Raw genomic sequence first — 26,890 nt, 5'->3', positions numbered from 1 at the left:
AACTAGGTAAACTAAAAGGATGTAGATTATGAAACTAGGAGCACGCATGTTAAAAACGGGACTAGCTATTGCAATAGCACTTTATGCTGCATCATTACTCGGGTTTCCTTCCGGGGTATTCGCAGGTATTGCCGCATTATTTGCTATTCAACCCTCAATCTATCAATCATTTCAAACGATTATTGAGCAGTTACAAGCAAACATTATTGGTGTAATTCTTGCAACAATAATGGTTTACGCTTTCGGAAATGATCCATTTGTTGTCGGTTTTACTGCATTAATTGTAATTGGTGCCTGTCGCTACTTTAAAATGGGGGAAAGTACTGTTTCTATCGCATTGATTGCGGTTATCGCAGTCATGGAGACAACTGATATGGAAGTATATCAATTTGCCTTAATGCGTTTCTCATCATTGATGTTAGGTATCTTTTCAGCATTTTTAGTGAATTTGTTTTTCCTCCCTCCAAAATACGAAACAAATTTATTTTTTCAAGTTGATCGAATCACTACTGATATATTGCAGTGGTTACGAATTACAACTAGACATTTATCAGATAACCCATCACTTAAAGGGGAGATTGGACGAATTCAAGAAGATATCCGTCGCATGGATCATACCTATTTATTATTTTCCGAAGAACGTACTTATTTAAAGAAGAATCGTTTTTCTAAAGCAAGGAAGATTATTGTATTTCGACAATTAATTGCAACTACACGGAAAAGCTTTGACGTATTAAAAGCATTTCATCATTTAGATGAAAGTATTAAATCCATACCATCTAATTTCCAAACAGCTTTAGTCAAAGAATTAGATATCGTCATTCATTCACATGAAAGATTATTACTGAGCTTTATGGGACGTATTAAACAGAAGAACAGAGAATCATTACAAGATATTTCAGAACCAGATATTCCGCATTTAGTTGAAACACTGATTGAACTTTATCAAGATACCGAGGAAGATCGCTTATTATTTTTACCATTAGCATCACAATTAATGGAGTATCATTATCACTTAACACATTTACAAACACTCTTACACAGTTATCAAAAGTATCATCAAGATGAAAAGTTGGAGTTTTTAACGAAGTCTTCCTATAGTAAATAAAAAAAGCAGGCTACCGTTTTATTAGGTTTAGCCTGCTTTTCCTTATTTTAAAGATCTAGTATTATCATCGTTTAGTTGTTGTACTTGGTACAAATTATAATAACCAGTTTGTTTTTTCATTAATTGTTCATGTGTTCCTTGTTCTGTAACTTGACCATTTTCTATTAAGACGATTCGGTCTGCATGTGTAATCGTTGATAATCGATGTGCCACAATAAACGTTGTACGATCCGATGCTAATTTCTCTAACGCTTCTTGAATAAGGTGTTCACTCTCTAAATCGAGCGCTGAAGTTGCTTCATCTAAAATTAGGATAGGTGGGTTTTTCAAGAATATACGCGCAATTGCTATACGTTGTTTCTGGCCACCAGATAATTTTACACCACGTTCTCCAACCAATGTTTCATAACCATTAGTTAAATTCGAAATAAATCCATGTGCATTTGCTTCTTTTGCTGCTTTGATTACTTGTTCATCTGTTGCATCTGGCTTTCCCATTCGAATGTTCATTGCAATTGATTCACTAAATAGAATATTATCTTGTAATACCATACCTATATTATCTCTTAGTGATCTTGCTTGAACATCTCTTATATCAACCCCATCAATTTTAATCGCACCTTTTGTAACATCATAAAAACGTGGAATTAAACTAATAATGGTTGATTTTCCACCACCACTCATACCAACTAGAGCAATAGTTTCTCCTTGTTTGACATCGAGTGAAATGTCTTTCAGAACTAACTCTTCTTCTTCTTCATATTGAAAAGTAACATGTTCAAAATTAATATCACCTCTAATATCAGTGATATCTTTTGCATGTGGTTTATCTTTCACATCATATTTCTCATCAATAAGTTCATATACACGATCGATAGAAGCAATTGATTGCACAAGAACCGTAGATGAACTTATTAAACGACGAAGTGGACTATACACACGATCCATATAACCAACAAAAGCAGCAATTGTACCAACAGTTAAACCACTCGTTATTGCAAAATAACCTGCGAAGCCAATAACGAGTAATGGTGCGAGGTCTGTAATGGTATTCATCACAGCAAATGTCTTCGCATTCCATGTCGTATGATCAATTGCTTTATCTAAAAAGTTCTTATTCTGATAACCGAATTGTTCTTTTTCATAATCTTCTAAGGCAAAACTTCTTGTAACAGGTATACCTTGCACTCTTTCATGTAGATGTCCTTGCACTTCTGCCAGTGCCTGTGAACGATCTTTTGTTAAGTTTCTTAATTTGCCATAAAAGAATCGCACAGCCAAACCATATAAAGGAAATAATGCAATAGATATTACAGTAAGCCATACATCCATTGTCAACATAATAACAATTGCAATTATAATTGTGACTAGGTCAAGCCAAATATTCATTAAACCGGTTAATACAAAATTTTTCGTTTGTTCAACATCATGAATAACACGAGAAATAATTTCACCAGTTTTGTTTTGGGAATAAAATTTTAAACTGAGCTTTTGGATATGATCAAATAAATTTTCACGAATATCAAATAAAATATTATTTCCTGTCCATTGCGCTAAATATTGTCTGTAATATTCTATAGGTGGACGTAACACAGCAAAAATTATAAAAGCACCACCAACAACTACAAGTAACTCATTTATTTTTTCTGTTTGGGTTAATTGCTCAGCTCCAATAATATCATCAATTACATATTTAACTATTAATGGCATTAATAGTGGTATGCCAAATTTAAAAACTCCTATAATTACGGTCAATATGATCCGCCATTTATATGGCTTAACGAACTCCATATAGCGTTTAATACTTCCCAAATCTTTCACCTCTTTGCTATCTTACTTTTATAACGGACATACAAAAACCCTGTCTTATAAGACAAGGGTATCTGTAAACACGATTATATAAACATTCTATTTACCATTTAAACTATACTAGTCTTTCATGAACGATAAGTCAAAAACAATTCATACCATTGTTCAATAGCTTCATGTGAAAATGGACCCTTTCTTTGTCTTATCCAATACAATAGAAAGTCTACATTACTTTTTAATATCCTATCTAATACACCAGGATAATTCATTTGTTGATGATGCAACTCATATTCATCTTCATCTAATAATGTATAGGTCATATCTGGAAATACTTTCACATCTAAATCGTAGTCAATATATTTTACCGCGTTGTCTTCAAATACATATGGAGAACTTATATTGCAATAATAATGAATACCATCATTACGTAGCATAGCAATAATATTAAACCAATACTTCGTATAAAAAAAGCATATTGCAGGCTCACGTGTAACCCACGAACGCCCATCGCTTTCTGTAACAAGTGTTTTGTCATTTGCTCCTATTATCATCGTACTAGTTGATTTTAGTATACTGGTTTGTTTCCATATGCGATGGAGCTGACCATTATGTTTATAACTATGTATTTGCATGGATGTACCTGGTTCTAGGCCAGCCATCGTATCTTCCTTTCTAGCTTTTCTTTTATTTTTATGTATCGTTATATGTATTATAACTTTTCTGTTACGTAAAAGAAAATAAAAAATCTGTCGTTTATTAATTACGCTATTTTCTCATCAAAAATAAGTGTTACTCGTTGGCCTTTTTTAAGTTAAAATATATCTGCTAGTTCTAACCCCTCAAAGTATTCTTTCAATACATTTACCAAATGTGTGTATTCACTCCAGTTACAGACGATCGCTTCCACGGACACGGCTTCAGCTAAATAAATTAAAAGGACGCTCACATTTAACAGTGAGCGCCCTTTTGTCTTGCTTCAATCGTTAGGTAATGTTATTTCTTTTGTTGAGACTTTTGATTTTGTTTTTTTACTTGTTGTGCATCAGTTTCAGAAGCAAATTCTGTTCCGTATTGACCTTGACCTTGTTTCGCTTGTTGATTTTGTTGCTTAACTTTTTGAACATTTGTTCCAGTAACAGTTTCGTTTGGCTGTTGATTGTTTTGTTTTTTAGCCATCTCATATCACCTCCGCAACTTTTAATTTAACCAATTTCAACTTTGTTATCCAAACAAATTTGAAAAATATAAAATTCATTGCAGAAGGTTGTTTTTACTTTCCATCAATAAGTTGCTCTATTAATTTTTGATGTGGTACAGGAATGGGATACTGTTCTATTTTATTTATATTTACAAATCGTGCATCTTTTAATTCAGCTTTATTTTCATTTACATGTAGATGTATAACATCTATTTCCCAAATCACATGGGAAAATACGTGTTTAATTGGTTTTAGTACTTCATCCAATGTTACAGACACGCCATATTTTTGTTCTAACCACGTCATGATATGCTCTTCATCAACCTCTTCTTTTAACACCATCGGAAATTGCCACATACTTGCTAATAAACCAGCTTCTGGCCGTTGCTCAATTATATATTCGCCATCTTCATTACTTATTGCAAACGTATAGTATGCTAATTTTTTTTGTTTTTTTGCCTTTGACTTGATAGGTAATTGCGTTTCCACTCCGTCACGAAACGCTTTACAATGAGGTTGAACAGGACAAAGCATACAAGATGGTGATTTAGGTGTACAAACTAAAGCACCTAATTCCATTAAACCTTGGTTAAAACTTGATGGATTATCTTGTGAAATAATCTCTACAACAATATTCTCAAAAATACGGCGACTTTTGGGTTTGGCAATGTCTTCTTCAATTCGTAGGATACGAGATAATACACGCATTACATTGCCGTCGACTGCAGGTTCTGGTATATCGTAAGCAATACTTAAAATTGCTCCTTTTGTATATGGACCTATTCCTTTTAAATCAGCAAGTTGTTTCGGGTTACTTGGAACTTTTCCATTATAAGTAGTTGCAACTTCCCGAACTGCTTGTTGTAAGTTCCGCGCCCTTGAGTAATATCCTAATCCTTCCCATGCTTTTAACACCTCTTGTTCTTGTGCTTCTGCTAAATATGAGATGGTGGGGAATTTATCCATAAAGTTCAAGAAATATGGGATAACCGTATCTACTTTTGTTTGCTGTAGCATAATCTCAGATACCCAAATCCTATAAGGGTCTTGATTCTCTCGCCATGGAAGCATTCTTTGTTCGTTTTGAAACCAATTAATTAAATCATTTTGAAACGCATTTATGTTAATTTCTTTTAATAATTCATCTAAATCGATATCTTTCACTTCTACTCATCCTTCATGTTACAATATTAATATAAGTTCACATAACGTCCCACAAAGTGAAACTTCAATCTCGGTTGCACTGGAATAAATCGTTAACTATCACATAAAAATTATGAAATTGGCTTAAAATATATAAATATAACGACGATTCGGAATAACACACCAAAGGAGGGTGCCAAAGATGGATACTGGAACCCACATTACTATGGGGATTGCGCTCGGAGGACTTGCAACGCTTGATCCCGCTGTCCAACAAGACCCAATGCTCTTTCAAGCAATCATGATCGGAACAATAGTAGGCTCCCATGCACCTGATTTTGATACGGTACTTAAATTAAGAAATAATGCTGTTTACTTACGGCATCACCGTGGCATCACACATTCCATTCCCGCCATGTTAGGATGGGGAATTTTAATTTCAGGTATTATATATGCATTTACACCATCAGTCGATTTCTTACACTTATGGTTATGGACATTTTTAGCAGTATTTCTACACGTGTTTGTTGATATATTTAATGCTTATGGTACACAGGCTTATAGACCATTCACAGATAGGTGGGTCGCCTATGGATTCATCAATACTTTCGATCCAATTATTTTCGGATTACATATTATAGGTATTTCTGCATGGTTATTCGGGGCAAATCCTGGTATCACATGGGTAATCATATACTTTGTTGTAATCTTATACTATATCAAACGTTACTTGCATAAAAAAGCATTGATTAAGAAAATTCATCGCTTTTATGGAAATGTAGAGAAAGTTGCTACTTCTCCAACGATTAAACAAAATATTTGGCGCTTAGCAATTACCACAGAAGATAGCTTTTATGTAGCTCGGGCTATTTCTGGTAATATTCAAATTGTTGATAAGTTTCAACGTATACCATTACCAAATAATAAGCTAATTGCTGCCGCAAAACAAGATAAAAACATTTCAGCATTTTTATCATTTTCTCCCGTTTATCGCTGGGAAATTAATGCATATGACGATTACACAGAGGTTCGCTTTGTCGATCTTCGTTACCGTTCAAAAGGGCATTACCCATTTGTAGCTGTTGTTCAAATGGACGATAATTTAAAAATTATCAGTTCGTATACGGGTTGGGTGTTTTCAGAGAAAAAATTACAAGATAAATTATGGACAGAAGATGGCCCAACACTATCTTAAAAAAGAAAAGCAAAGGCTTTTCTTTTTTTCTACATATTTTTAACCGTCACATCCCATACTAATAACGCACAGAAAATTGTGTACCTATTAAAAATGGGAGGTTGTTTAATAATGCGTAATAAACAAAAAGACTTTCCTAATATCACGAATAAAAATCTCCATCCAAAAGCAAAAGCAGAAAACCATTCGCTAAGACCAAATGGAACAATTAATACACAGCCACAAGAACGTATGCGTCAATCTGAGGGGGATTATCATGAGTAATCATAGTAGAAATGACAAAAATCCATTTCAATCTCCACGTGCAAACCCGAAGCATGCCTCCCATCAAGTAAATGGAGAGACTCGAAAAAGTCAGGCTGAAATTATCACTGCAGTACAAATGAAGAAACGCACCTAATAAGTAAAGTAGCATCTAGTCAATGACTAGATGCTACTTTTTTGTCAATCATCAAGAAACATGTGTATAATTTAAATAAGAGAACAGAGGAGGGATTTCCAATGCTTAAATTATTTGCATCTGATTTAGATGGGACCTTATTACAAGAAAACAATCATATCTTAGCAGAAGATAAAAGGGCATTAAACGAATTAGCAGAACATCAAGTAGAACTTGCTATTGCAACAGGACGTGCAGATAATGAGATAAAAGAAATATATAAGCTAGTAGAACAAATAGGACACCGCATTAGCCAGAACGGAAGTTTTGTTTATAATAAACAAAATGAAATCATACATACTAGCGTATTCCCAAATGAAGTAAGTAAAATACTATATGAACTCATCGAAGAAGAACAAGTAGACTACTTAGTATCCACAGCTGATGATATCTTCATTAAAGAATTAACACCCTTTATGAGGAAATTTGAACATCTTTTCTTTATTCCATTAAAAATAGAGAATAATTTTTCTTTTGAGATTGGTCAAAATATCCTTCCATCCAAATTTATGATCGTAGGCGAAACAGAAAAGATTGTTTTCGTACAAACCGTAATACATAAACGTTTAGATGTAGCTATTGATAGTTACTTATCCGATAAGCGCTGTGTTGATGTTGTGCCAAAAGGTATTAATAAAGGTATGGGCTTAACTAAATTAATCAAGACATTAGCTATTCAACCAGAGGAAATAGCTGTTATCGGAGACTCTTTTAACGATATCTCTATGTTACAAATGACACCACATAGTTACGCCATTTCTTCTGCCCATCCAGATGTCAAAAAACATGCGTCGAAGGTTGTTGACTATGTCCATGAAGCAATATCTGATTTAAAACGGCAAGAACTATATTAAGACAACCAAAAAGGAATCCAATATTCGGATTCCTTATTCCTCTGCTTGTTCAATATAACTTTCAATGAATTTTTCTATTTCATCCAGTGAGAAACCTTTTTGATAAAGCGCACCTTTCACTTTTTGTTTTAATTCTCTTTTCTCTAATTTACTTGCATGTCTTCGTAATAATTTTTCACCTTGAAATACTACTGCATCCCACTCCTGTTCCTGATCTTTCTCTTGTGTGGCTTGATTGAAAGCTTCTTGGATAATTGCTTGCGGAAATCCTTTTTGCATTAAGTTCTGTTTCAGTTTATTTTGTTGTTGAAAAAAGGATTGCTTTGCGCTCTTTCTAGCACTTTTCTCAATGAATTTTATTACTTTTTCTAATTGTGCTTCTGCAGGATAATGAACAAGTGCAGCTTCCGCCTTATCTACAGCCACTCGTTTTTCAAGTAACTCTTTTTTTATTATTAAAGGACCTTTACTCGTCGTTAAGACTTTCGTTCGAACATATGCTTCAGCAAATACAGCGTCATCTAACCATTTTTCATTGCTTAAACGTTTAATAATAATTGAAATATGTTCTTCATCTATTTCTTTCTTTTTTAAATACTGTTCCATTTCATTAACAGATCTCATTCGGTAGCTTAAAAAGTTCAATCCAAGGGAATACCCTTTATGTATAGTATCCTTTGCTAATAGGGAATCAATTGTTGTATCCTCTAATTCCATACCTTTTTGGAGCCGTTCAGCAATAAGTGTATCTTCTTGGACACTAAATCCATAGACTTCATTTTTATCTTTTTCTAAGAAGATATTATACCGATTTTTATTCTTTTTTTGTACGGTAATACGCGAAATTTTTTGCAAGTTGTCTCACCTCATTTATTATTTTAACACGAATATAAAAACAAATTGGAGGATTATTATGAAAATAGCTATTGCAGGCGGAACAGGATTTGTAGGAAAGCACGTAACAGATTTACTTGTCTCGAAAGGACACCAAGTATATATTTTAACACGTTCACCCGAAAAATATCTGGGAACAGAGAATATCCGATATGTCGGATGGTTAAGCGAAAGATATACTCCAGAGCAATCACTAACAGATTGTAACGCAATCATTAACCTTGCTGGTGAATCTTTATTTGGTTATTGGACTTCAGATAAAAAAGAGCGAATTGTATCAAGTAGGGTTAAAGCAACAGATAGTGTGATTAAATTAATTGATGGGATGGAGAAAAAGCCCGAAGTTCTTATTAATGCATCTGCAGTTGGTTTTTATGGTACATCAACTACGGAAATGTTCTCTGAAGAAACAACAAAGAGTGGAGATGACTTTCTAGCTGAAGTAACTCAAAAATGGGAATCTGTAGCTTATCAAGCTACAGAAAGAGATGTCCGTGTTGTATGCGCGCGACTGGGGATTGTTCTTGGTAAGAAAGGTACACTTGAATTGATGGCATTACCTTATAAGTTCTTTGTTGGGGGTAAAATAGGATCAGGAGAACAATGGATTTCCTGGATACATGTTAAAGACGTTGCTGCATTATTTCTTCATGCTATTGAAGATAATTCGATTAATGGCCCATTAAATGCATCGGCTCCTCACCCTATTCAGCAAAAAGTGTTTAGTAAGCAATTAGCAAACAAACTTCATCGTCCAGATTGGATACCTATTCCAGCTTTCTTTTTACGTACGCTTTTAGGTGAAATGAGCATGTTAGTTGTCGATGGGCAAGCAGTCTTTCCAAAGAAAGCACAAGCACACCATTATTCATTTGAATATCCAGAAATTGAGCAAGCACTAGACGAAATCTATCACCAAATTAACTAAACAAAAACTTTACAAAAAAAAGATTTTATTTTGATTAAAAATAAGCTAAAATAATCTCATAATAATATATTAGGAAGGCAATTGGTGCGCCACCAGTGATCTAAGCACTGGTTCTAGTGGGTTCGATTCCCACCCAAGCTCGAGGGTGATGCACAAGAAATGGCTTCCTAATTCTTAGAGCAATCACCTTCCATGAATGGAGGGTTTTTTGTGTTAAAGATGAGAGAAATGCAAGATGTTCCACAGCTTTTTGACTTAGTAAAGGACCCAGCTGTCTTTCCTTATGTAAGAGAGAAAGCTGAAACACTCGATCAATATTACTTTCTAACAAAGCAGTCGATTGAAGCAGAGCAAAATGGTGAAATCATATCACGAACAATTTTAAGTGATAACCATCAGCCAATAGGTATCATAAGTCTTTTTGATATACAAGCTAATGCCGGTTTTCTATCAACGTGGATTGGTGCGAAATATTTCGGGAAAGGATACAATCAACTTGCAAAAACATCTTTCTTTCAAGAATTATTTTTTACTACTTCAATTGATAAAGTATTTATGAAAATACGGCAGACAAATATCCGTTCACAAAAAGCGAACACAAAGTTACCTTATGTGGAAAATGCTATGGCGTTGTACCCTCACATTTATACGGCTATAAATATGGACAGAACGAAAGAAAATAGTTATGACCTGTTCTTCATTACTAAAGACAGCTACTTTAGACACACTACATCTAGTCAAGAAATAATAAGTTAACACAATAACCCTTGAGGAATAGTTTATCTCTCAAGGGTTACTTTAGATATAAGTTTAAAAGTGCTCTTGATTGTTTTAGCTTCAGCATTATTCCGATTCAACGTTGCTTGTGTGTTTTACAATATACTGACAACTCTTCTCACCTTTAGCGATACACGTAACTCTTTTAATTTGGTCTGTTCCTAATACTTGCTTAAATAACTCTAGTTCACATTCACAAGGTTTATCGTAACGAGCTGCTATTGCAGCAATCGGGCAATTGTACTGCGAGAAACTTATTTCATTTTCACCAGCTTCAGTATATTCTGCCATATAGCCACTTTCGTTTTGCACATTAACTAACGCACTTACTCTTTCTTCTAGGGAATCGTCATCAAAAATTTGGCGAATGTATTTTTTACGCATTCGTTTTTCCCGATTTTCAAATAGCGTATCAATCGCATCTGTTCCCATACTTTCCTGTATATCTTGTAGAAGTTCAACAGCAATTGCATCATAGTTTGTTGGAAATATCTTATTTCCTTCTTCAGTTAATGTATAAAAAATTACAGGTCTTCCCATTGGTTGTCGAACCGTGCGCGAGGTAATCAAATACTCGCCCTCTAACTTAACCAAATGCTTTCTCACTGCCATTTCGGTAATATCTAAAAACTGTTTTAAGCCACTCACTGATAATTCTCGCTGCTTCTTAAGAAGTTCTAATATTGCTTGCCGAGTGGACATTTCTTTTACCATCTACACCACCTACCCTTATTTATATTTTACTTAAATAAGTTTGTGAAGTAAATAACAAACTTTGTTTTTTTAATTAAAAGTTGACAAAGTTGTGAATAAACGTTACTTTTATCACGCAGTTTATCATAGATACTGTTATACACTTTCACAAATTAGGTAATACACTATAGAATGAAAGCAATAAAAGAGGTGATTCTGATCGGAATCGTGATTGTAGAAATATGTGAGAGTAATTTGCTTCAAACAATAAATACAGAAAATTTATTTGAATCGGAATATCCAGAGGTAGCAGTGTTAGAAAGTGATTGCCTCAGCTTTTGTGGGTTATGCCGACTAAAACCATACGCACTTGTTAATGGAAGAAGAATCCGAGGTAAAGATATTGACGATTGTATTGCTAAAATAAGAGTAGCTATTGAAGAAGAATTAGCTGTCTATCAATAATATAAATGTAAAAACGTGTGTGTCTTTCTCCTATAAAGGCACACACGTTTTTAAGCTGATTATGTCGAAATTACAACCATCTGCTCTTCCTAATCATTCTAATTTATTAGATATATAGTATCATTTACCTATACCGTTTTATCATAAACATTGCGATAATGATTATATACTTCTTGAACGAAAAACATAAAAAACTATCTTGCAAATTGATTGCTAAATTTATAGTTATAGGATATCATACAATATATAGTTATTTTATTAATAAAATAACTATATATTGTATTTTTTGTTTTTTAAATTACATACTTGTAAAACTAAATCGCTCAGTATTCGAGCGTTTTTTGTATCTATATAGGAGGTTTATTTATGACTACTAAAGCAAAAAGCATGACACAAACCGTGTTAGATGGACTAACCGAGGCTAACGCGAAATATGGGATGGATATTAACGATATTAAGCAACGAATTATTGATATTGCTAATTCCGAAAAAGACCCAAATCAAGAAGCGCTATTTTACGCCTTAAATCGAATATCTATGGATCAACCAAATTGGACATTCGTTGCTTCTCATTTTTATTTGGAACAAATTTATCAAGATGCAGCTGAGAATCGTTCATATGATGCAACAAAACAATATGGAAATTTTTATAATTTAATTACTACATTAACTGATGAAGGTATTTATTCAACAAGTCTATTAGAGGCTTATACCAAAGATGAAATTGACCAATTACAAGCAGAAATTCAGCCCGATCGTGATAAAATCTTCAATTATATTGGTTTATTTCTACTAGTTGATCGCTATTTAGCTCGTGATCATGAACGGAATCTTTATGAATTACCACAAGAACGATTTATGATAATCGCGATGACATTAATGCAAAATGAAGCACCCGAAAAACGTGTAGAATTGATTAAAGAGGCCTACTGGGCGCTTAGTAATCTATATATGACTGTTGCAACACCGACACTTTCTAATTCTGGAAAAAGTTACGGCCAACTTTCTTCTTGTTTCATCGATACAGTTGATGATTCACTAGATGGTATCTATTTAAACAACTGGGATATTGCTCGCTTAAGTAAAGATGGTGGCGGTATTGGAATCTATTATGGAAAAGTTCGAGCACTTGGATCTGATATTAAGAAGTTTAAAGGGAATTCATCTGGTGTCGTACCTTGGATTCGCTTATTAAATGACACTGCCGTTAGTGTTGATCAACTTGGTCAACGACAAGGTGCCGTAGCAATCTACTTGGATGTCTTCCATAAAGATATTATGAATGGCTTTTTAGATTTGAAAACAAACAATGGTGATGAGCGTCGTAAAGCACATGATATCTTCACTGGTGTCTCTATTCCAGACTTATTTATGCAACAATTAAAAATCGTTGATGAATCTGGTAAAGGAATTGGACAATGGCATACCTTCTGTCCACATCAAGTAAAACAAGTAATGGGTTGGAAAGATGCTGAAGGAAATCCGCTTGGCTTAGAAGATTTTTATGATGAGACTGATGAGAAATACTTCACGGAAAAATACAATGAAGCTGTTAATCATCCATTATTACCAAGAAAAACATATCGTGCAATGGACATAATGGCACGTATCATGGTTGCACAATTAGAAACTGGAACACCATATATGTTTTACCGTGATGAAGTAAATCGTTCAAATCCAAATAAACATGGCCGTGGAATTGGTAGAACATCTATTTATTGTAGTAACTTATGCACGGAAATTGCTCAAAATATGTCACCTACTACCATTGTTCGTGAGTACCAAGATGAAGATGGGAATATTGTAATTGTTCGTAAACCAGGGGACTTTGTTGTTTGTAATCTGTCTTCTGTTAATTTACCAAATGCCGTACGTGGAGATGTTTTAGAACGATTGATTCGTGTTCAAGTGCGAATGTTAGATAACGTAATTGATCTAAATACAATCAGTGTTGGACAAGCGGAAGTTACAAATAAAAAATTCCGCGCAGTTGGTCTTGGAACTTTTGGCTGGCATCATCTACTCGCATTAGAAAATATCCACTGGGAGTCAGACGAAGCTGTAGCATATGCTGATAAAGTTTATGAAGACATTGCATACTATACAATTAAAGCTTCAATGGAATTGGCAAAAGAGAAAGGCACCTATAGCCAATTTGCCGGTTCTGAGTGGGAAACGGGTCGCTATTTTGAACGTCGTAACTATGATAGCGAACGTTGGCAAGACCTAAAAGAAGATGTAGCAACAACAGGGATTAGAAACGGTTGGTTAATGGCCGTTGCACCAAACTCTTCTACAGCTAAAATTGGTGGTTCAACAGATGGAATTGACCCGATATATGCAGTTGAGTTTGCTGAAGAAAAGAAAAACTTTAAATTCAAAGTAACAGCACCAGACTTAGATCATAAAACATACAATTACTACCGTCGAGCTCGCCATGAATTAGACCAAACATGGAGCATTAAACAAAATGCTGCTAGACAGCGTCATGTTGATCAAGGTATCAGTTTTAATCTTTACGTACGCCATGATGTTAAAGCAAAGGAATTACTCAATATGCACTTAACTGCATGGGAAAGTGGCTTGAAAACAACGTATTATGTTAGAAGCACATCTCAAACACAGATTGAGGAATGTGAAGCTTGTCATAGCTAGAAACATCTTACTCTTAAGCTTAACTCATAGTCCCCTATCTCTCTAGCAAGAAATAGGGGACATACTACATATATTCATAAGGAGGGTAATCTGTTGACTCAAATCGATCAACCTTTATCAAAAATAAAACTTTTAAATCCAACATATCCAAATAAATCAACCGGATTAATTAATGGCCAATCATCTGGTCTATTAAACTGGAACGATATTGCCTATCCAAAAATGTATGATTTATATCAAACACTATTATCGAATTTTTGGAAAGCACAAGAAATTAATATGCAAGATGATATTAAACAATGGGATCACCTAACAGATACAGAACGAGATATATTTTTAAGAATCAACACGCAATTGGCGTCACTCGATAGCTTGCAAACACCTACGATGACAAACGTTATGGACTACGTAACAGATTCTAGTTTCAAAGCAATTTTTGCTGTAATCTCACAACAAGAAGCAGTTCACAATGAGTCCTATTCTTATATTTTAAGTTCAATTGTGCCACTAAGCGAACAGAACGATCGTTTCAATCAAGCCAAAGAGGATCCAGTTGTACAAAAAAGGAATCAACTTATATTAGACAGTTATGATGCTTTTAACGAGAACCCAACTCCACAACGTCTATTTGAATTAGCAATTAACTCGATTAACTTAGAAGGTATTTATTTTTACGCTGGTTTTGCCTTTTTCTATCATTTGGCTCGTCAACAAAAAATGTTAAAAACGAGTACGATGATCAGTTATATCCAACGCGATGAAATGCAACACGCCTATTTCGTCTCTCAATTTGTTCGAATTTTACTAACGGAAAATCCAGATTTAAATACAGATAAAAATATTCAATACGTCTATCAAACAATCGATAAAGCTGTTCAGTTAGAAAAAGAATGGGCAGATTATATTCTAAAAGATATTGATGGCATTGATCTAGATGAATTTCATGATTACGTTGAATATTTGGCTAACAAAAGGTTGCGTCAAATAGGCTTGGATAACTATTACCCAGACCGGGAAAACCCAATGGCGTGGATACATGTATTTAGTGATGAAATGTTAAACGAAACGAAATCAGATTTCTTTGAGCAAAAGTCCAGAACTTATACGAAAGTTTCTTCTTCAAACGAATTTGACGAATTATAAAGGGGATCATTTATTATGAAAGCAGCAATTATCTATACGTCTATCACTGGAAATACGGATGTGCTAGCAGAGCAAGTCTATAAAGAAATGTATGCATCTGGTATTTCAGCAGAACTGATAGCAATTGATGATTTTCATTATGATACGTTAACTAATTATGATATCGTCGCAGTTGGAACCTATACATGGGACAATGGAGAGATTCCGCTTGAGATGGAAGAACTATTTACAGCATTTGAAACACAGCAAGTTAAACATATTAGTACAGGAATATTTGGTACTGGTGACAGTTTCTATCCCTATTATTGTGGTGCCGTAGAGTTATTCCGGGATATGCTCTATGTTCACACAGATCTCGCAGTTACCTTAAAAGTAGAATTAATGCCACAAAGGGAAGACTACATTCGCGTAAAACAATTTTGTGATCGGCTTGTTAGACAACTGGTTACTATTTAAAACGTATAGATCAAAAAAATCGCGACTACGTATATAGTCGCGATCTTTTTATATATTGTAATTATGTCCAAAGCTAAGCTTCTTTATTTATCGGCAAGTTCCATTTTTTGCAATTCATATATATACATATCCAATTCTGTACTTATCAGAATTGTATCTTCGTGACTAACTCCTTTTGATAAACCAACTTTGGTTAATTCCTCTTGTTTCAACTGAATCTGTTTAATTAATTGCTCTTTTTTGCTATGAGCCAATTCTATCCGCTCCTTTTCTGTAGTTGAATATAAAATGTCGTCCATGAGTTGAAATGAAGTGGATAGGAAAATCAAGATATATAAGTACTTCAAGACAATTATACTCCATACTAATACTTGCTCAATAAAAATCAATGGATATATCTAAAGTGGTATATAAATGTGGCAACAAGCCACACTTCATAGATTCAATATTTGATAGAATTTATGCAGTATACCTAAACCAAACTATTAAAGATTTTGATGCATATATATTATTTTAATGCTCAGTTTAAGAATTAGATTCAATCTTAAACTGAGCATTCTATACATGGTAACTGGTTAGACTGGAGGAGATATATGAAAAGAGAATGGTTGATCAACTCTCGTAAATCGCAAGGCTTGAAACAAGCACAAGTTGCTTCAAGAGCTTTTATCGATAGAGCATATTATTCACAAATAGAAACAGGCAAACGCAACCCTAGTTTCAATGTAGCAATCAATATTGCTGCGGCACTGAATTTTGATCCAATAATTTTCTTTCGAAATAATCTCAGTAAGAATACACTTCAAAACGAGTTTATGCGGTATGAAATAGTAGAACATTTTAAACGTCTTGATAACGGAAAAATTTTGTATTTATATAATAGTTTGGACGATTATTATCATCATGTTATTACTTTCCTTATATCTGGTATAGAAAAAAATAGTTATTGCTTAATCATTGATAATTATCAGAACTATAATAAAATTCAACAAAATCTAGAAACCATCTTATCAAAAAGCGAATTAATAAATTCCGTTTGTTTTATTAATAAAGCAGATCTTGATCAGCATGGTCCAAAAGAAATTATTGATAAACTAAGTGTTATACAATCAGAGTTTGAAAATGCCAAAACTGTACGAATCTGGTTATCTGAAAAAAAATATTGCCAAGATGATTGGCTACATCTAGTAGAAAATCCACTTAAAAAGAATGGAACCAATAATATGCTACTTATACGTGCATACAAAGCGTCAATGATTTCAGCGGATTTACATATAGAGATGATGAAAACTTATCCTTACCTTATGACAGATTCTGAAATAGTAGGATCACCTTTTTATCATGCGAGTATTTAAATCATCAAACTAATTTCGTTCTATAATAATGCAAATACTTTTTCTCACTTAGGGAATCCTATGCCTAAAGATAGAAGCGGAAAGGATCATATTTGTATGTTCGAATTACAAAATCTTAGCTTTAATGAAAAGACAAACACATTAACAATAAGATTAGACCCTTTATTAAGTGAATTCTCACTTGAATTAAAAGGAGATAAATTAAGTAAAAAGCAAGCCGTGTCCCTTCATCAATTTATTAGAAGAACGATACAAGAAAAAATGAAAGGTGCTCATATTCGAACAGTTAAGGTAATGGTTGGGACAGTTGTTATTACAACATTATATCTTTATCCCACTGACGTAGAAGCTGCAACTGACTTTAATATGGGCTACTTGTACTATGGATCTCCTAACACACAAATTTCTTTTGTCGATCAAACTGAAAGTGTAATTAACCAAACTTCCCCAAGTTATTTTGATATATACGAAGACGGTAGCTTAGACACTTCAAATTTAAGTGAAATTTTCATCAGTGATATGAATCGTCGTGGTATTAAAGTTGTTCCATTCTTAAGTAATCATTGGGATAGAGAACTTGGTAGGGCTGCATTGGAGAACCGGGAAGTATTGGCTCAGCAAATTGCAGATTCAATTGCCAAATATAACCTTGATGGAGTCAATGTGGATATTGAAAATGTCACAGAAATAGATAGAGATAATTATACCGATTTAGTACGTTTATTAAGAGAAAAGCTACCAGAAGATAAAGAAGTTTCTGTAGCTGTGGCAGCAAATCCAAGTAATTGGACAAAAGGTTGGCATGGATCTTATGATTATAAAAAGTTAGCTGAATATGCAGATTACCTAATGATTATGGCTTATGACGAAAGTTGGTATGGCAGTGCCCCAGGTCCTGTTGCTAGTATTTCTTTTGTCGATAGATCTATTCAATACGCATTCGCAAACGGCGTACCCAATGAAAAGATCGTCTTAGGACTCCCACACTATGGTAGGTATTGGCTAGAAGGTCAAAGTATTGGTGGAACAGGTATTACCAATCAAAGAATTCAAGAAATGCTAACCAAATATCAAAGCTCGATAACTTTTGACGAAAAGAGTCAATCACCAAAAGCTACTGTAACAATTAAACAAGAAGATCCTGTTATGTATATCAATAATAAAGCTTTGGTACCTGGAACCTACACCATCTGGTATGAAAACGAACAATCAATAAAGGCAAAAGTTAATTTAATAAATAATTATGGTTTAAAAGGTACTGGGAACTGGGCTTTAGGACAAGAAAACCAATTGCTATGGCCAGCCTTTAAAACCTGGCTTCCACAAGAAGAACAGGTTACAGATAGTAAGATCGCTTTAACAACAACAACCGCTAACATGAGGACAAACTCTTCACTAAGTGGCCCTATATTAAAGACGATTTACAGTAGTAATATTATACAAATAATTGGTGAGATAATCAATCAAAATTGGTATCCAGTAAAACTTACCGATGGAACACGAGGTTATATGGAATCTGACTTATTGAAGCCCCTTCAAGTACGAGAAATCCAAGGGGAAACTAGATATGGTACGAGTGTGGCTGTATCTAATAGTGGTTGGGAAGAAACCAGCGATTATGTGGTATTAGGAAGAGGAGACAACCCGATTGATTCTCTTACAGGAAGTGTTCTAGCAAAAAAATATAATTCACCATTGTTATTAACAAAAACGGACTTTCTACCAAGTGAGATTAGTACTGAAATTAGCCGTCTCAATCCTAAGCATGTAATCGTTCTAGGTGGTGAGAGCGCAATTTCATCTGCTGTGGTCAAGGATTTAGAAAGTAGAGGGATAAATGTTAAAAGAATTAGTGGAGAAAATCGCTATGCCACGGCAACAAATATAGCAACTGAAGTCGGTACAACAAATGAAATATTCTTAACCACAGGAGATAACTCACCAGACCCATTATCCATAGCTCCATATGCCAGTATGAAGCAAATTCCAATATTATTAACAAAGACGGATAGCCTTACATCAGAAGTAAAAAAAATGATTCAAAATGGCAACATAGCAAAGGTTACCATTATTGGTGGAGAAAATGTTGTTTCTGCCAATATACAAGATCAGTTAAAAAGTATTGGTGTTTCACAAGTCAATCGAATCTCTGGTCCAGATCGCTATGCCACAAGTGTTGAGATTGCTAACAATTTTAAAGCGGAGTTCGACATATCTAATGTTTATTTTACGAGTGGGCAGAGCTATGTAGATGCACTATCCGGTTCTCCTTTAGCAGCAATACAAAAAGCACCTGTTATCTTGGTTGATAAAGATAAGCTTCCTTCTACAGTCTCTAATTGGATAGCAAATAACATGAGTTCAGACATAACGAAAGTGAACTTTTTAGGTGGTAGTGATGTAATTGGAGAAAATAATCGTTTAAATGTTTACAAACAAATGAAATAATTAAAGCAAAAAGCAACCGCATATGCGGTTGCTTTTTGCTTTGTAATCCAAGGAATTATTTATGTCTTAATCATTCGGGTTAAAAGACGTGATTAGCATCGTATCCTGCATAATTGTTACTCTTGATATTTGCACCATAGCTAATTTTCTTGAAGTGATGAATGATTGCACTTGGCTTTTCAGACTCTTATATACTATTGGCTCAGTTCCTAATTCACTTGAAAACTCGGTATTAGTATCTATATAAAGGATTAATTCGCATCCGGTATCTGTCAGAACAACCCTATATTGCGAAAAATTAGTCATCGAATTTTCACTCCTCGTTTTAATTTCCCTTTTAGTCTTGATAGAACGAACTACTTTTAAACTTCTTTGCAGCTGGTAAGAATTAGCTATACCGTCATCTTATTTTAAATTCAATTAATCTACCTCCTACATTACGCATATTTTAAATTATTCTTAAGCATGATAAGGATATGGGTTCTTTGAACAAGGGGGGATATTTTTGGATTTACATTTTATTTGGAAATCTATTGTTATTGTCATCGGTGGCGTTCTTATACTTCGGTTAGCTGGGAGAAAGTCAATCTCACAACTTACAGTAGCCCAAACGGTAATGATGGTAGCTGTTGGTTCACTAATTATCCAACCAGTAAGTGAAAGAAACATATGGATTACGTTAGTGATTACATTCCTAATGGTTATGACACTTATATTCATTGAATATGTCGTTTTAAAATCCGATAAACTTGAAACTTTTATTTCCGGTAAATCACTTCTGGTCGTCGAAAATGGAGAAATCAACGAGAATCACCTTAAAAAATTACGCTTAACCGTAGATATGCTTGAATTAAGATTAAGGCAACAAAATATTCAAAAGATTAGTGATGTAAAATGGGCAACTATAGAAACAAATGGGCAATTAGGATATATGCTACAACCCAATAAACAACCGGCTACTAAAGAAGATATTCAAAAACTTATGGCGATGATTCAGTTAAACCAAACGAATCCACCTATCAACGTAACAGTTCCACAACAAAAAAAATCAGGAGATGACATTTTTAAAGAAGTTAAAAATAACAAACATCTGAAAGAACCACCAGAACATTTGAAGTGAGGTATTGACTGTTTTGTATACAAAAATTAATTATAAAACGTTATTTTCACTACTTGGTCAATGGATATTGTGGGGTAGTATTATTGGAATCTTTATAGGCTCTACAACTGCACTACTATTAGAAACAAATGACTCTTTAGGTGAATTACGTGAAGAGAAACATAATTGGCTTATTTTCTTTCTACCTTTAGCAGGGATCATAGTGGGCTACATATACATGAAATTGGGGAAAGTATCAATAAATGATACCATACATGATTCTGCAGCATTAAATAATCTAGTAATCGACAGCGTTAATGGTGAAAAAAAGATGCTGCGAAGGACAGGACCAATTGTATATGTTGCAACCTTCATAACAGTACTATTTGGAGGTTCGACTGGAAGAGAAGGTGCAGCGGTTCAAATGGGGGCCAGTGTAGCTCAGACAGTAAATAATTACTTCAAAGTAAATATACTAGACAATAAAATTTTGCTGATGAGTGGGATAAGTGCTGGTTTTGGAGCAGCTTTCGGAACTCCAATAACAGGAGCGATTTTCGGAATGGAAATGGCTGCGTTAGGAAAGATAAAATTCGAAGCAGTCGTACCATGTCTTGTCGCTAGCTTTGTTGGGCATTATATGACAACAGCAGCATGGGGAGTGAAACACGAAACTCTTCTTATTCAAACCGTACCTGAAGCCTCTCTTCTCTTGTTTGCAAAAGTTATCTTCGTTGCAGTCATTTTTAGTCTACTAACTATTACCTACTGCCAATTAAGACATGGCATACAAAGCTTGACAGAGAAGCTATTTAACAAAAATCATATGAAAAGAGCGTTTGTTGGTGGACTTATCATTGTCGGATTGACATTACTAGTAGGTTCACAAGATTATAATGGACGTGGATTACATGTACTTGAACAATCTTTTATCGAAGAGGTTCATCCTTTTGCTTTCCTTGCGAAACTGGTTTTTACAGCAGTCACCCTCGGAACAGGCTTTGTCGGTGGTGAAGCTATTCCCCTATTTTTTATGGGTGCTACATTAGGTAACACTTTACATACATATATTGGTTTACCTCTTTCTTTTCTAGCTGCATTAGGTTTAATTGCAGCCTTTAGCGGTGGAACTAACACACCAATTGCAGCTTTTTTATTATCAATGGAAATGTTTAATGGAGAAGCTTTACAGTACTTTTTTATTGTATGTATCGTTAGTTACATATTTGCAGGACACCATGGATTATGGCCTTCTCAAAAAATACACGAACCAAAGAGTCACCTCTATAATACACTTAGTGGCGAAACAATTGAAAATATAGAAAAAAGAAAGAAAATCAAGCACAAAAAAGGCCTGTAACAATCATAGTATGATGGTTACAGGCTTTTTCTTTCATATGGAGCATAGCGGGATCGAACCGCTGACCTCTTCGCTGCCAGCGAAGCGCTCTCCCAGCTGAGCTAATGCCCCTTATTAAATTGGGTACTTAGATAGTATAACGAATTTTAATCAATCAAACAATGCTAATTGAAACTTTTTAATGAAATGAATCGTATACTTATTATAATTGTATTGGAGGTGAAGTATATGGCAGATTTACTCCCTATATTATTTCCCATTATATTGTTGGAAGGTATTTTAGCAATTGTAGGTATAGTTGCTTGGTTTAAAACAGATAAAACAAATGGATCAAAATGGCTCTGGTTATTTGTTATAATTGTTATTGGTATTATTGGACCTATTTTATTTTTCATCTTTGGAAGGAGACAGGATTAATCCGATGTTTAATACGCAAAATCTCACGAAAAAATTTGACGGAAATGCTGTAGTTAAAGACGTGTCTTTTTCTTTGAGTCCTGGAAATTGTGTAGCATTGCTTGGAGCAAACGGTGCCGGGAAAACAACTACATTACGGTTACTTTCCGGTTTACTAAAACCTACCAGTGGAACGATTGAATTCGAAGGAATGAAACCCGGTGCTGACATTCGTGAGCATATTGGTTATCTACCACAATACCCTGTTTTTCATAATTGGATGACTGGAAAAGAGTTTCTCGTGTATGTTGGACAGTTAGCAAATTTGGCTAAAGAAAATGTAAACGAGCTTGCTGATTATTACCTGGAGAGGGTTGGTATTTCAGAAGCTAAAAACCAGCGAATCGGAAAGTATTCTGGCGGAATGAAGCAACGTCTTGGTATTGCCCAGGCAATGATTCACCGACCACGAATGATCATGCTAGATGAACCAGTATCTTCTTTAGACCCAATTGGTCGTCGAGAAGTGCTTACCTTGATGGAAGAATTAAAAGAACTAACAACTATTCTCTTTTCAACACATATTTTAAGTGATGCAGAGGAAATTAGCGATGCACTATTACTCATGCATCAAGGTGAAATTGTCGAATCTGGATCCTTAAATGATCTTCGTAAAAAGCACCAAACCGCTAAAATTAATATAGCTTTTAAAGAATCTAACGAAAACTTCATACAAGCATTAAAGGAAATCTCATCTATTTCAGATGTGATCGTTGATCGTAATGAATTAGTTTGTATTGTCCAGGATACTGATCTAGCTAGAGAAACGATTTTGAATAAAGCTACAACAGAGAATTGGCCATTGACTAAATTTGAAGTTAGCCGAACATCGCTAGAGGATTTATTTATGAAAGTGGTGAAAAAATAATGCAATGGACAATAATTTTCAAAAAAGAAATGCTTGAATACTGGCGTAATTTCAGTTGGATATGGGTTCCCGTTGTTTTTATTCTACTCGCAATTATGGATCCACTAACTACTTATTATATGCCTATTATTCTTGATACAGTTGGGGGTCTTCCAGAAGGAACATCAATTGAGATGCCAGATATTGCAGCTGCAGATGCACTAATGATGAGTTTACAAGAGTTTAGTATGTTTGGCGTATTAATTATTGTACTACTTACTATGGGAACTATTTCTGGAGAAAGAAAAAGTGGTGTTGTCGAACTTGTTTTAGTGAAGCCTGTACGTTATTCCCACTATATTTCAAGTAAGTGGGCCGCAAAAATAACGCTCATCCTGACAGCTTATCTAATCGGTCTTTTAGCAAGTTGGTATTATGTCAATTTATTATTTGGGGACATTACAATTTTAGCATTTATTCAAACCTTTTTATTTTATGGATTATGGTTAATTCTTGTTGTGACCATTACCATTTTCTATAACACTTTGCTCAAAACACCTGGATTAATAGGGGCACTTTCGATTGGGACCATACTCAGTATGTCTGCGATTAACAGTATTTTCTCACATAAGTTAACTTGGTTTCCAAATAGCTTAAGTAGCCATATCCGCCAACTATTGCATACAGGAGAAATTCCTACAGCATTATGGGGAACTTCATTTGTTACTGTAACATTCATAATTGCTTTACTATTTTTATCCTTTTTCACCTTTAATAAAAAAGAATTAGCATAAAAGAAGCCTTCAATTTATCTTACAAAGAAAAATTGAAGGCTTCTTTTTTAACTCAAACGTGCTGACTTAACAGTAATGTTATATAGCAGTGGCCATGAAAGCAAGTAGATGATTAAACTAATACCTAATGTGACTAAAAAGTAAGAGAAACTTGGTTCTAGTACTAACTTTTCAATTAAGTCTAATAGTGTTCCCCTAGCTGCTGCTCCAACTATTGTTAAGATAATTAAACCAATCAAAGATAAACCTACAACTAAATTATATTTATAAAAAATTAATCCTATTAAGAAAAACAGTGTTACACATAAAAAGATTATAATCGCATCAATTGCGAATCGATAAATAAACGACCCGTCTTCACCTAACAAGGCAGCTGGATGAATTAAATTAAATTCTGAAATTGAAAATAATTTAGTACTGGTTACAGTCACTAGATGTAATGTACTCTCAATAAAAGCAGTCACAATAGAAAAACCGATAAAGTATAACCCAATACTAGCAAAATAATTCTTCCTGGTACCTCCCATTTTTATTGAAAATGAAAGACTTTCTTTCACCGTTATAAAACCAAGAATTGCCGCATAGACATAAACTGCGATCGATATCGCCAGATACATTACTGTCTCCTCAAAATTATTAAGCAAGTAAGTGACCACTAATGATAGCAGGATAATGGATCCAAGCACTGACCAAAAAATAGAATAGGAATATCGCATATCTGTGATAAAAAAATACAACATTGCTTTTAGTTGACGTTTCATTTCTGGGTTAGCCCCTTTCGACTCGTTAAATAAATGATCGCTTGTTGAATCGGTACACTTTCTATCACAAAATTTTCTGCTACAGCTGCTTGTTTATCATCTTCCAAAAGTACTGCAGTCATCTCACCCATAAACATTTTTTGATGGATTACTTGTTTCTCCGCTATGAATTTTTCTACTTTCTCTTTTGACCCTGTAATAGAATAACACCTTTCTCTTAGCCTATCTGTTTCCTCTTGCAAGATTACCTTACCTTCATCCATGATTAATACTTCCTCAAACAGGGCACTCACTTCATCAATTAAATGTGTTGAAAAAATAATCATCCGTTTCTGTTCTTGATACTGTTCAATTAATAATTCATAAAACCTGGTTCTTGATGAGGCATCTAAACCTATATAAGGCTCATCGAAAATAGTTATTGGTGCTTTACTTGAAAGTCCTACAATAATACCCAAAGCTGATTCCATACCTTTTGATAAAGTTTTAACCTTAGCACTTGGATCAAGTGAAAACTCAGCTAGTAATTGTTCCGCTAGTTTTTGATCCCATGTTGGATAAAATAATGAACTTATCATTAAGACATTTTTAACTTTTAGATCTTTTTTAAAATTATCTCCTTCACTAATTAGACAAACAGCTTCCATAATCTTTTGATTATCAAATGGATTTTGTCCATCAACTGTTACCTCTCCTTTTGTAGGGAGCATAAAGCCAGCAAGTAGTTGCATAATTGTTGTTTTACCCGCACCATTTCGTCCGAGAAGGCCATATATTTTTGGTTTATCTAATGAAAAATCCAACTGAGCTAATGCATGTTTTTTTTGATAGACTTTTGACACATTATTCACTTTAATTTCCATCGGAAAGTCCTCCCTTTATTACCATCTCTTGTAGTTCTTCAACAGAAATATTTAACTTACTTGCTTCCATCTGCAGTGGAATAACATAAGATTTAAAAAAAGCATCCTTCCTTTTTTGAAAGACAATTTCCTTCGCTTCTTTGGTAACAAACATACCCACACCTCTTCTTTTGTAAATTATGCCTTCATCCACTAATTGATTAATACCTTTAGCAGCTGTAGCAGGATTAATCTTATAATGATTCGCAAATTCATTTGTTGAAGGTACACGTCCATCTTCTGATAGCGTATCATTGATGATCATGTCTTCAATTTGCTCTTTAATTTGTTGGAATATTGGTTTGCTGTCATCTATTGTATGCTTCATCTTATCACCTTACTTCTTTTGTTAGTTACTTATGCAATTAACTATATAACCATAAATACGTAAAGTCAATCCTTTTCACATAAAAAAAGAAACTCCTGATGTTAGGAGTTCCTGGCGTCTTGCCCGTACAGCATTATTTCAAATCATCACGATGAGGCATAACATGTTCTTTGTTGATCACTTCATAGAATAAATTCCCGTCACTATCAGGTGATTGATTTTGCTGTTGTATGAGTAAGCCCATCAGTTTCTTAAATTCACCGACAGTAAGTGGCTTAGAGTCTGCCTTTAATTCATAACCTAATTGCCCATTTGGTTCAATTGTTGCGTTATTTATGTCCGAAATATTTGAAATCCCTTGTTGTCGCATCTGCATTTCCAGTTTATCAACAGTGAACCGAAGCTTTTTGAGATTCTTTAGATTAATTTGACCATTTTCAATAACTGACACTGCCTTACCAGTCATTAATTTCTCCAACGCATTGGACTTCACTTGAAGATATTCAATTAAAATTAGTACACTTATAAAAATAATAATCGTTATAATTGTCCTCATTACACTGTCTTCTATAATTGGTTGCACAATAATAGACCCTATCGAGATCATTACCACTGTTGTAGTAACCGTCATTTGTGCGAGTGATTTACGGCCAGATAGCCGCAAAAGAAGGAATCCAGAAATAACCATTAAAAATGCTTCCCAAATATAATCCATACATTTTCTCCTTTAAATGATGATATATATGTAATATCTTCATTTAGGAACTAATTATGTATGACTTG

General features: G+C 34.2%; 30 protein-coding genes and 1 tRNA gene. 18 read left to right on the top strand and 13 right to left on the bottom strand.

Going from position 1 to position 26,890, the window contains the following annotated elements:
- The first annotated feature begins 28 nt into the window (after positions 1 to 28).
- Positions 29 to 1,108, top strand: a complete 1,080-nt coding sequence (locus DM447_RS03730; protein ID WP_112179965.1) for an FUSC family protein — start codon at positions 29 to 31, stop codon at positions 1,106 to 1,108.
- A 42-nt stretch (positions 1,109 to 1,150) separates the two neighbouring features.
- Here DM447_RS03730 and DM447_RS03725 read toward each other — a convergent pair whose 3' ends face one another.
- The 4 genes from DM447_RS03725 to mutY all read right to left on the bottom strand — a co-directional run bounded on the left by DM447_RS03725 (position 1,151) and on the right by mutY (position 5,279).
- Entirely contained in the window at positions 1,151 to 2,920 is a 1,770-nt protein-coding gene (locus DM447_RS03725) for an ABC transporter ATP-binding protein (protein ID WP_112179964.1), read from the bottom strand.
- A 125-nt stretch (positions 2,921 to 3,045) separates the two neighbouring features.
- Positions 3,046 to 3,576 carry a nucleoside tri-diphosphate phosphatase gene (gene ntdP, locus DM447_RS03720; protein WP_112179963.1) on the bottom strand — a complete coding sequence of 177 codons (531 nt, stop codon included), beginning with the start codon at positions 3,574 to 3,576 and terminating at the stop codon, positions 3,046 to 3,048.
- 334 nt (positions 3,577 to 3,910) lie between these two features.
- A complete protein-coding gene (locus DM447_RS03715) occupies positions 3,911 to 4,093 on the bottom strand; it encodes a gamma-type small acid-soluble spore protein (RefSeq protein ID WP_112179962.1) in 183 nt (60 codons plus the stop codon).
- A gap of 94 nt (positions 4,094 to 4,187) precedes the next feature.
- Positions 4,188 to 5,279: an A/G-specific adenine glycosylase gene (gene mutY, locus DM447_RS03710; protein ID WP_112179961.1), complete on the bottom strand. Its 1,092-nt coding sequence runs from the start codon at positions 5,277 to 5,279 to the stop codon at positions 4,188 to 4,190.
- Between the two features lie 181 nt (positions 5,280 to 5,460).
- Between mutY and DM447_RS03705 the strand changes: the two genes are divergently transcribed.
- From DM447_RS03705 to DM447_RS03690, 4 genes are all read left to right on the top strand, one after another.
- On the top strand, positions 5,461 to 6,453 hold the full coding sequence (locus tag DM447_RS03705; RefSeq protein ID WP_112179960.1) for a metal-dependent hydrolase: 993 nt from the start codon (positions 5,461 to 5,463) through the stop codon (positions 6,451 to 6,453).
- Between the two features lie 111 nt (positions 6,454 to 6,564).
- Positions 6,565 to 6,717 (top strand): small acid-soluble spore protein K, encoded by a 153-nt coding sequence (sspK, locus tag DM447_RS03700; RefSeq protein ID WP_112179959.1) that lies wholly within the window; start codon positions 6,565 to 6,567, stop codon positions 6,715 to 6,717.
- Complete coding sequence (locus tag DM447_RS03695) at positions 6,710 to 6,853, top strand: YpzG family protein (protein WP_112179958.1); 144 nt, start codon at positions 6,710 to 6,712, stop codon at positions 6,851 to 6,853. The genes sspK and DM447_RS03695 overlap by 8 nt, the downstream gene beginning before the upstream one ends.
- A 101-nt stretch (positions 6,854 to 6,954) precedes the next feature.
- Positions 6,955 to 7,746 (top strand): HAD family hydrolase, encoded by a 792-nt coding sequence (locus DM447_RS03690; RefSeq protein ID WP_112179957.1) that lies wholly within the window; start codon positions 6,955 to 6,957, stop codon positions 7,744 to 7,746.
- 33 nt (positions 7,747 to 7,779) lie between these two features.
- Here the strand turns inward: DM447_RS03690 and recX are convergent, their stop codons facing one another.
- The gene (gene recX / locus DM447_RS03685) at positions 7,780 to 8,601 is read right to left on the bottom strand and encodes a recombination regulator RecX (protein WP_112179956.1); all 822 of its coding nucleotides are present in this window, start codon (positions 8,599 to 8,601) and stop codon (positions 7,780 to 7,782) included.
- A gap of 58 nt (positions 8,602 to 8,659) precedes the next feature.
- On the opposite strand from recX, the gene DM447_RS03680 reads away from it, so the two are divergent.
- Positions 8,660 to 9,568 (top strand): TIGR01777 family oxidoreductase, encoded by a 909-nt coding sequence (locus DM447_RS03680; RefSeq protein ID WP_112179955.1) that lies wholly within the window; start codon positions 8,660 to 8,662, stop codon positions 9,566 to 9,568.
- Positions 9,569 to 9,787: 219 nt separating this feature from the next.
- Entirely contained in the window at positions 9,788 to 10,324 is a 537-nt protein-coding gene (locus DM447_RS03675; protein ID WP_332871741.1) for a GNAT family N-acetyltransferase, read from the top strand.
- Between the two features lie 87 nt (positions 10,325 to 10,411).
- On the opposite strand, the gene DM447_RS03670 is transcribed toward DM447_RS03675, so the two are convergent.
- Positions 10,412 to 11,059, bottom strand: coding sequence for a helix-turn-helix transcriptional regulator (locus DM447_RS03670; protein WP_112179953.1), 648 nt, complete (start codon positions 11,057 to 11,059; stop codon positions 10,412 to 10,414).
- Between the two features lie 198 nt (positions 11,060 to 11,257).
- Between DM447_RS03670 and DM447_RS03665 the strand changes: the two genes are divergently transcribed.
- The 4 genes from DM447_RS03665 (at position 11,258) to DM447_RS03650 (ending at position 15,757) form a co-directional block, all read left to right on the top strand.
- Positions 11,258 to 11,503, top strand: coding sequence for a YuzB family protein (locus DM447_RS03665; RefSeq protein WP_198663145.1), 246 nt, complete (start codon positions 11,258 to 11,260; stop codon positions 11,501 to 11,503).
- A 366-nt stretch (positions 11,504 to 11,869) separates the two neighbouring features.
- The gene (locus DM447_RS03660; protein ID WP_112179952.1) at positions 11,870 to 14,158 is read left to right on the top strand and encodes a ribonucleoside-diphosphate reductase subunit alpha; all 2,289 of its coding nucleotides are present in this window, start codon (positions 11,870 to 11,872) and stop codon (positions 14,156 to 14,158) included.
- A 93-nt stretch (positions 14,159 to 14,251) separates the two neighbouring features.
- Positions 14,252 to 15,301, top strand: a complete 1,050-nt coding sequence (locus tag DM447_RS03655) for a ribonucleotide-diphosphate reductase subunit beta (protein ID WP_112179951.1) — start codon at positions 14,252 to 14,254, stop codon at positions 15,299 to 15,301.
- Between the two features lie 15 nt (positions 15,302 to 15,316).
- Complete coding sequence (locus DM447_RS03650; RefSeq protein ID WP_112179950.1) at positions 15,317 to 15,757, top strand: flavodoxin domain-containing protein; 441 nt, start codon at positions 15,317 to 15,319, stop codon at positions 15,755 to 15,757.
- Between the two features lie 83 nt (positions 15,758 to 15,840).
- Here DM447_RS03650 and DM447_RS18235 read toward each other — a convergent pair whose 3' ends face one another.
- Positions 15,841 to 16,011, bottom strand: a complete 171-nt coding sequence (locus tag DM447_RS18235; protein ID WP_157967845.1) for an aspartyl-phosphate phosphatase Spo0E family protein — start codon at positions 16,009 to 16,011, stop codon at positions 15,841 to 15,843.
- Positions 16,012 to 16,350: 339 nt separating this feature from the next.
- Here DM447_RS18235 and DM447_RS03640 point away from each other — a divergent pair, with 339 nt between their 5' ends.
- Positions 16,351 to 17,112 (top strand): helix-turn-helix domain-containing protein, encoded by a 762-nt coding sequence (locus DM447_RS03640; RefSeq protein WP_112179948.1) that lies wholly within the window; start codon positions 16,351 to 16,353, stop codon positions 17,110 to 17,112.
- A gap of 96 nt (positions 17,113 to 17,208) precedes the next feature.
- Positions 17,209 to 19,560, top strand: a complete 2,352-nt coding sequence (locus tag DM447_RS03635) for a cell wall-binding repeat-containing protein (protein WP_112179947.1) — start codon at positions 17,209 to 17,211, stop codon at positions 19,558 to 19,560.
- A gap of 66 nt (positions 19,561 to 19,626) precedes the next feature.
- Here DM447_RS03635 and DM447_RS03630 read toward each other — a convergent pair whose 3' ends face one another.
- On the bottom strand, positions 19,627 to 19,866 hold the full coding sequence (locus tag DM447_RS03630; protein ID WP_112179946.1) for a hypothetical protein: 240 nt from the start codon (positions 19,864 to 19,866) through the stop codon (positions 19,627 to 19,629).
- Between the two features lie 199 nt (positions 19,867 to 20,065).
- On the opposite strand from DM447_RS03630, the gene DM447_RS03625 reads away from it, so the two are divergent.
- Together DM447_RS03625 and DM447_RS03620 are read left to right on the top strand one after the other, a co-directional pair.
- Positions 20,066 to 20,680 carry a DUF421 domain-containing protein gene (locus DM447_RS03625; protein ID WP_112179945.1) on the top strand — a complete coding sequence of 205 codons (615 nt, stop codon included), beginning with the start codon at positions 20,066 to 20,068 and terminating at the stop codon, positions 20,678 to 20,680.
- A gap of 13 nt (positions 20,681 to 20,693) precedes the next feature.
- Positions 20,694 to 22,019 (top strand): chloride channel protein, encoded by a 1,326-nt coding sequence (locus tag DM447_RS03620; protein WP_241964556.1) that lies wholly within the window; start codon positions 20,694 to 20,696, stop codon positions 22,017 to 22,019.
- 38 nt (positions 22,020 to 22,057) lie between these two features.
- Here the strand turns inward: DM447_RS03620 and DM447_RS03615 are convergent.
- Positions 22,058 to 22,130: transfer RNA gene (locus DM447_RS03615), tRNA-Ala, on the bottom strand.
- Positions 22,131 to 22,247: 117 nt separating this feature from the next.
- Here DM447_RS03615 and DM447_RS03610 point away from each other — a divergent pair.
- From DM447_RS03610 to DM447_RS03600, 3 genes are read left to right on the top strand one after another with little or no spacing between them, the layout of a single operon-like run.
- Positions 22,248 to 22,436 (top strand): PLDc N-terminal domain-containing protein, encoded by a 189-nt coding sequence (locus DM447_RS03610; RefSeq protein WP_112179944.1) that lies wholly within the window; start codon positions 22,248 to 22,250, stop codon positions 22,434 to 22,436.
- 4 nt (positions 22,437 to 22,440) lie between these two features.
- Positions 22,441 to 23,343, top strand: coding sequence for an ABC transporter ATP-binding protein (locus DM447_RS03605; RefSeq protein WP_112179943.1), 903 nt, complete (start codon positions 22,441 to 22,443; stop codon positions 23,341 to 23,343).
- Positions 23,343 to 24,116: an ABC transporter permease gene (locus DM447_RS03600; RefSeq protein WP_112179942.1), complete on the top strand. Its 774-nt coding sequence runs from the start codon at positions 23,343 to 23,345 to the stop codon at positions 24,114 to 24,116. The genes DM447_RS03605 and DM447_RS03600 overlap by 1 nt, the downstream gene beginning before the upstream one ends.
- A gap of 47 nt (positions 24,117 to 24,163) precedes the next feature.
- On the opposite strand, the gene DM447_RS03595 is transcribed toward DM447_RS03600, so the two are convergent.
- The 4 genes from DM447_RS03595 to DM447_RS03580 form a co-directional block, all read right to left on the bottom strand.
- Entirely contained in the window at positions 24,164 to 24,877 is a 714-nt protein-coding gene (locus DM447_RS03595) for a hypothetical protein (RefSeq protein WP_112179941.1), read from the bottom strand.
- Positions 24,874 to 25,740, bottom strand: a complete 867-nt coding sequence (locus DM447_RS03590; RefSeq protein WP_112179940.1) for an ABC transporter ATP-binding protein — start codon at positions 25,738 to 25,740, stop codon at positions 24,874 to 24,876. The genes DM447_RS03595 and DM447_RS03590 overlap by 4 nt, the downstream gene beginning before the upstream one ends.
- Positions 25,730 to 26,107, bottom strand: coding sequence for a GntR family transcriptional regulator (locus DM447_RS03585; protein ID WP_112179939.1), 378 nt, complete (start codon positions 26,105 to 26,107; stop codon positions 25,730 to 25,732). The genes DM447_RS03590 and DM447_RS03585 overlap by 11 nt, the downstream gene beginning before the upstream one ends.
- Before the next feature lie 133 nt (positions 26,108 to 26,240).
- On the bottom strand, positions 26,241 to 26,822 hold the full coding sequence (locus DM447_RS03580; RefSeq protein ID WP_112179938.1) for a DUF421 domain-containing protein: 582 nt from the start codon (positions 26,820 to 26,822) through the stop codon (positions 26,241 to 26,243).
- Positions 26,823 to 26,890 lie beyond the last annotated feature (68 nt).

It is taken from the genome of Paraliobacillus zengyii (assembly GCF_003268595.1).
Taxonomy (GTDB): domain Bacteria; phylum Bacillota; class Bacilli; order Bacillales; family Amphibacillaceae; genus Paraliobacillus_A; species Paraliobacillus_A zengyii.
This window is presented reverse-complemented; position numbering and strand designations above follow the sequence as displayed.

What these genes read in the sequence shown, in the direction of transcription:
- DM447_RS03730 (WP_112179965.1), top strand. Translation starts at nt 29, where the DNA reads ATGAAACTAGGAGCACGCATGTTAAAAACGGGACTAGCTATTGCAATA.
- ntdP (WP_112179963.1), bottom strand. Translation starts at nt 3,576, where the DNA reads ATGGCTGGCCTAGAACCAGGTACATCCATGCAAATACATAGTTATAAA.
- DM447_RS03715 (WP_112179962.1), bottom strand. Translation starts at nt 4,093, where the DNA reads ATGGCTAAAAAACAAAACAATCAACAGCCAAACGAAACTGTTACTGGA.
- DM447_RS03705 (WP_112179960.1), top strand. Translation starts at nt 5,461, where the DNA reads ATGGATACTGGAACCCACATTACTATGGGGATTGCGCTCGGAGGACTT.
- sspK (WP_112179959.1), top strand. Translation starts at nt 6,565, where the DNA reads ATGCGTAATAAACAAAAAGACTTTCCTAATATCACGAATAAAAATCTC.
- DM447_RS03695 (WP_112179958.1), top strand. Translation starts at nt 6,710, where the DNA reads ATGAGTAATCATAGTAGAAATGACAAAAATCCATTTCAATCTCCACGT.
- DM447_RS03690 (WP_112179957.1), top strand. Translation starts at nt 6,955, where the DNA reads ATGCTTAAATTATTTGCATCTGATTTAGATGGGACCTTATTACAAGAA.
- DM447_RS03680 (WP_112179955.1), top strand. Translation starts at nt 8,660, where the DNA reads ATGAAAATAGCTATTGCAGGCGGAACAGGATTTGTAGGAAAGCACGTA.
- DM447_RS03675 (WP_332871741.1), top strand. Translation starts at nt 9,788, where the DNA reads ATGAGAGAAATGCAAGATGTTCCACAGCTTTTTGACTTAGTAAAGGAC.
- DM447_RS03670 (WP_112179953.1), bottom strand. Translation starts at nt 11,059, where the DNA reads ATGGTAAAAGAAATGTCCACTCGGCAAGCAATATTAGAACTTCTTAAG.
- DM447_RS03660 (WP_112179952.1), top strand. Translation starts at nt 11,870, where the DNA reads ATGACTACTAAAGCAAAAAGCATGACACAAACCGTGTTAGATGGACTA.
- DM447_RS03650 (WP_112179950.1), top strand. Translation starts at nt 15,317, where the DNA reads ATGAAAGCAGCAATTATCTATACGTCTATCACTGGAAATACGGATGTG.
- DM447_RS03640 (WP_112179948.1), top strand. Translation starts at nt 16,351, where the DNA reads ATGAAAAGAGAATGGTTGATCAACTCTCGTAAATCGCAAGGCTTGAAA.
- DM447_RS03635 (WP_112179947.1), top strand. Translation starts at nt 17,209, where the DNA reads ATGTTCGAATTACAAAATCTTAGCTTTAATGAAAAGACAAACACATTA.
- DM447_RS03630 (WP_112179946.1), bottom strand. Translation starts at nt 19,866, where the DNA reads ATGACTAATTTTTCGCAATATAGGGTTGTTCTGACAGATACCGGATGC.
- DM447_RS03610 (WP_112179944.1), top strand. Translation starts at nt 22,248, where the DNA reads ATGGCAGATTTACTCCCTATATTATTTCCCATTATATTGTTGGAAGGT.
- DM447_RS03605 (WP_112179943.1), top strand. Translation starts at nt 22,441, where the DNA reads ATGTTTAATACGCAAAATCTCACGAAAAAATTTGACGGAAATGCTGTA.
- DM447_RS03600 (WP_112179942.1), top strand. Translation starts at nt 23,343, where the DNA reads ATGCAATGGACAATAATTTTCAAAAAAGAAATGCTTGAATACTGGCGT.
- DM447_RS03595 (WP_112179941.1), bottom strand. Translation starts at nt 24,877, where the DNA reads ATGAAACGTCAACTAAAAGCAATGTTGTATTTTTTTATCACAGATATG.
- DM447_RS03590 (WP_112179940.1), bottom strand. Translation starts at nt 25,740, where the DNA reads ATGGAAATTAAAGTGAATAATGTGTCAAAAGTCTATCAAAAAAAACAT.
- DM447_RS03585 (WP_112179939.1), bottom strand. Translation starts at nt 26,107, where the DNA reads ATGAAGCATACAATAGATGACAGCAAACCAATATTCCAACAAATTAAA.
- DM447_RS03580 (WP_112179938.1), bottom strand. Translation starts at nt 26,822, where the DNA reads ATGGATTATATTTGGGAAGCATTTTTAATGGTTATTTCTGGATTCCTT.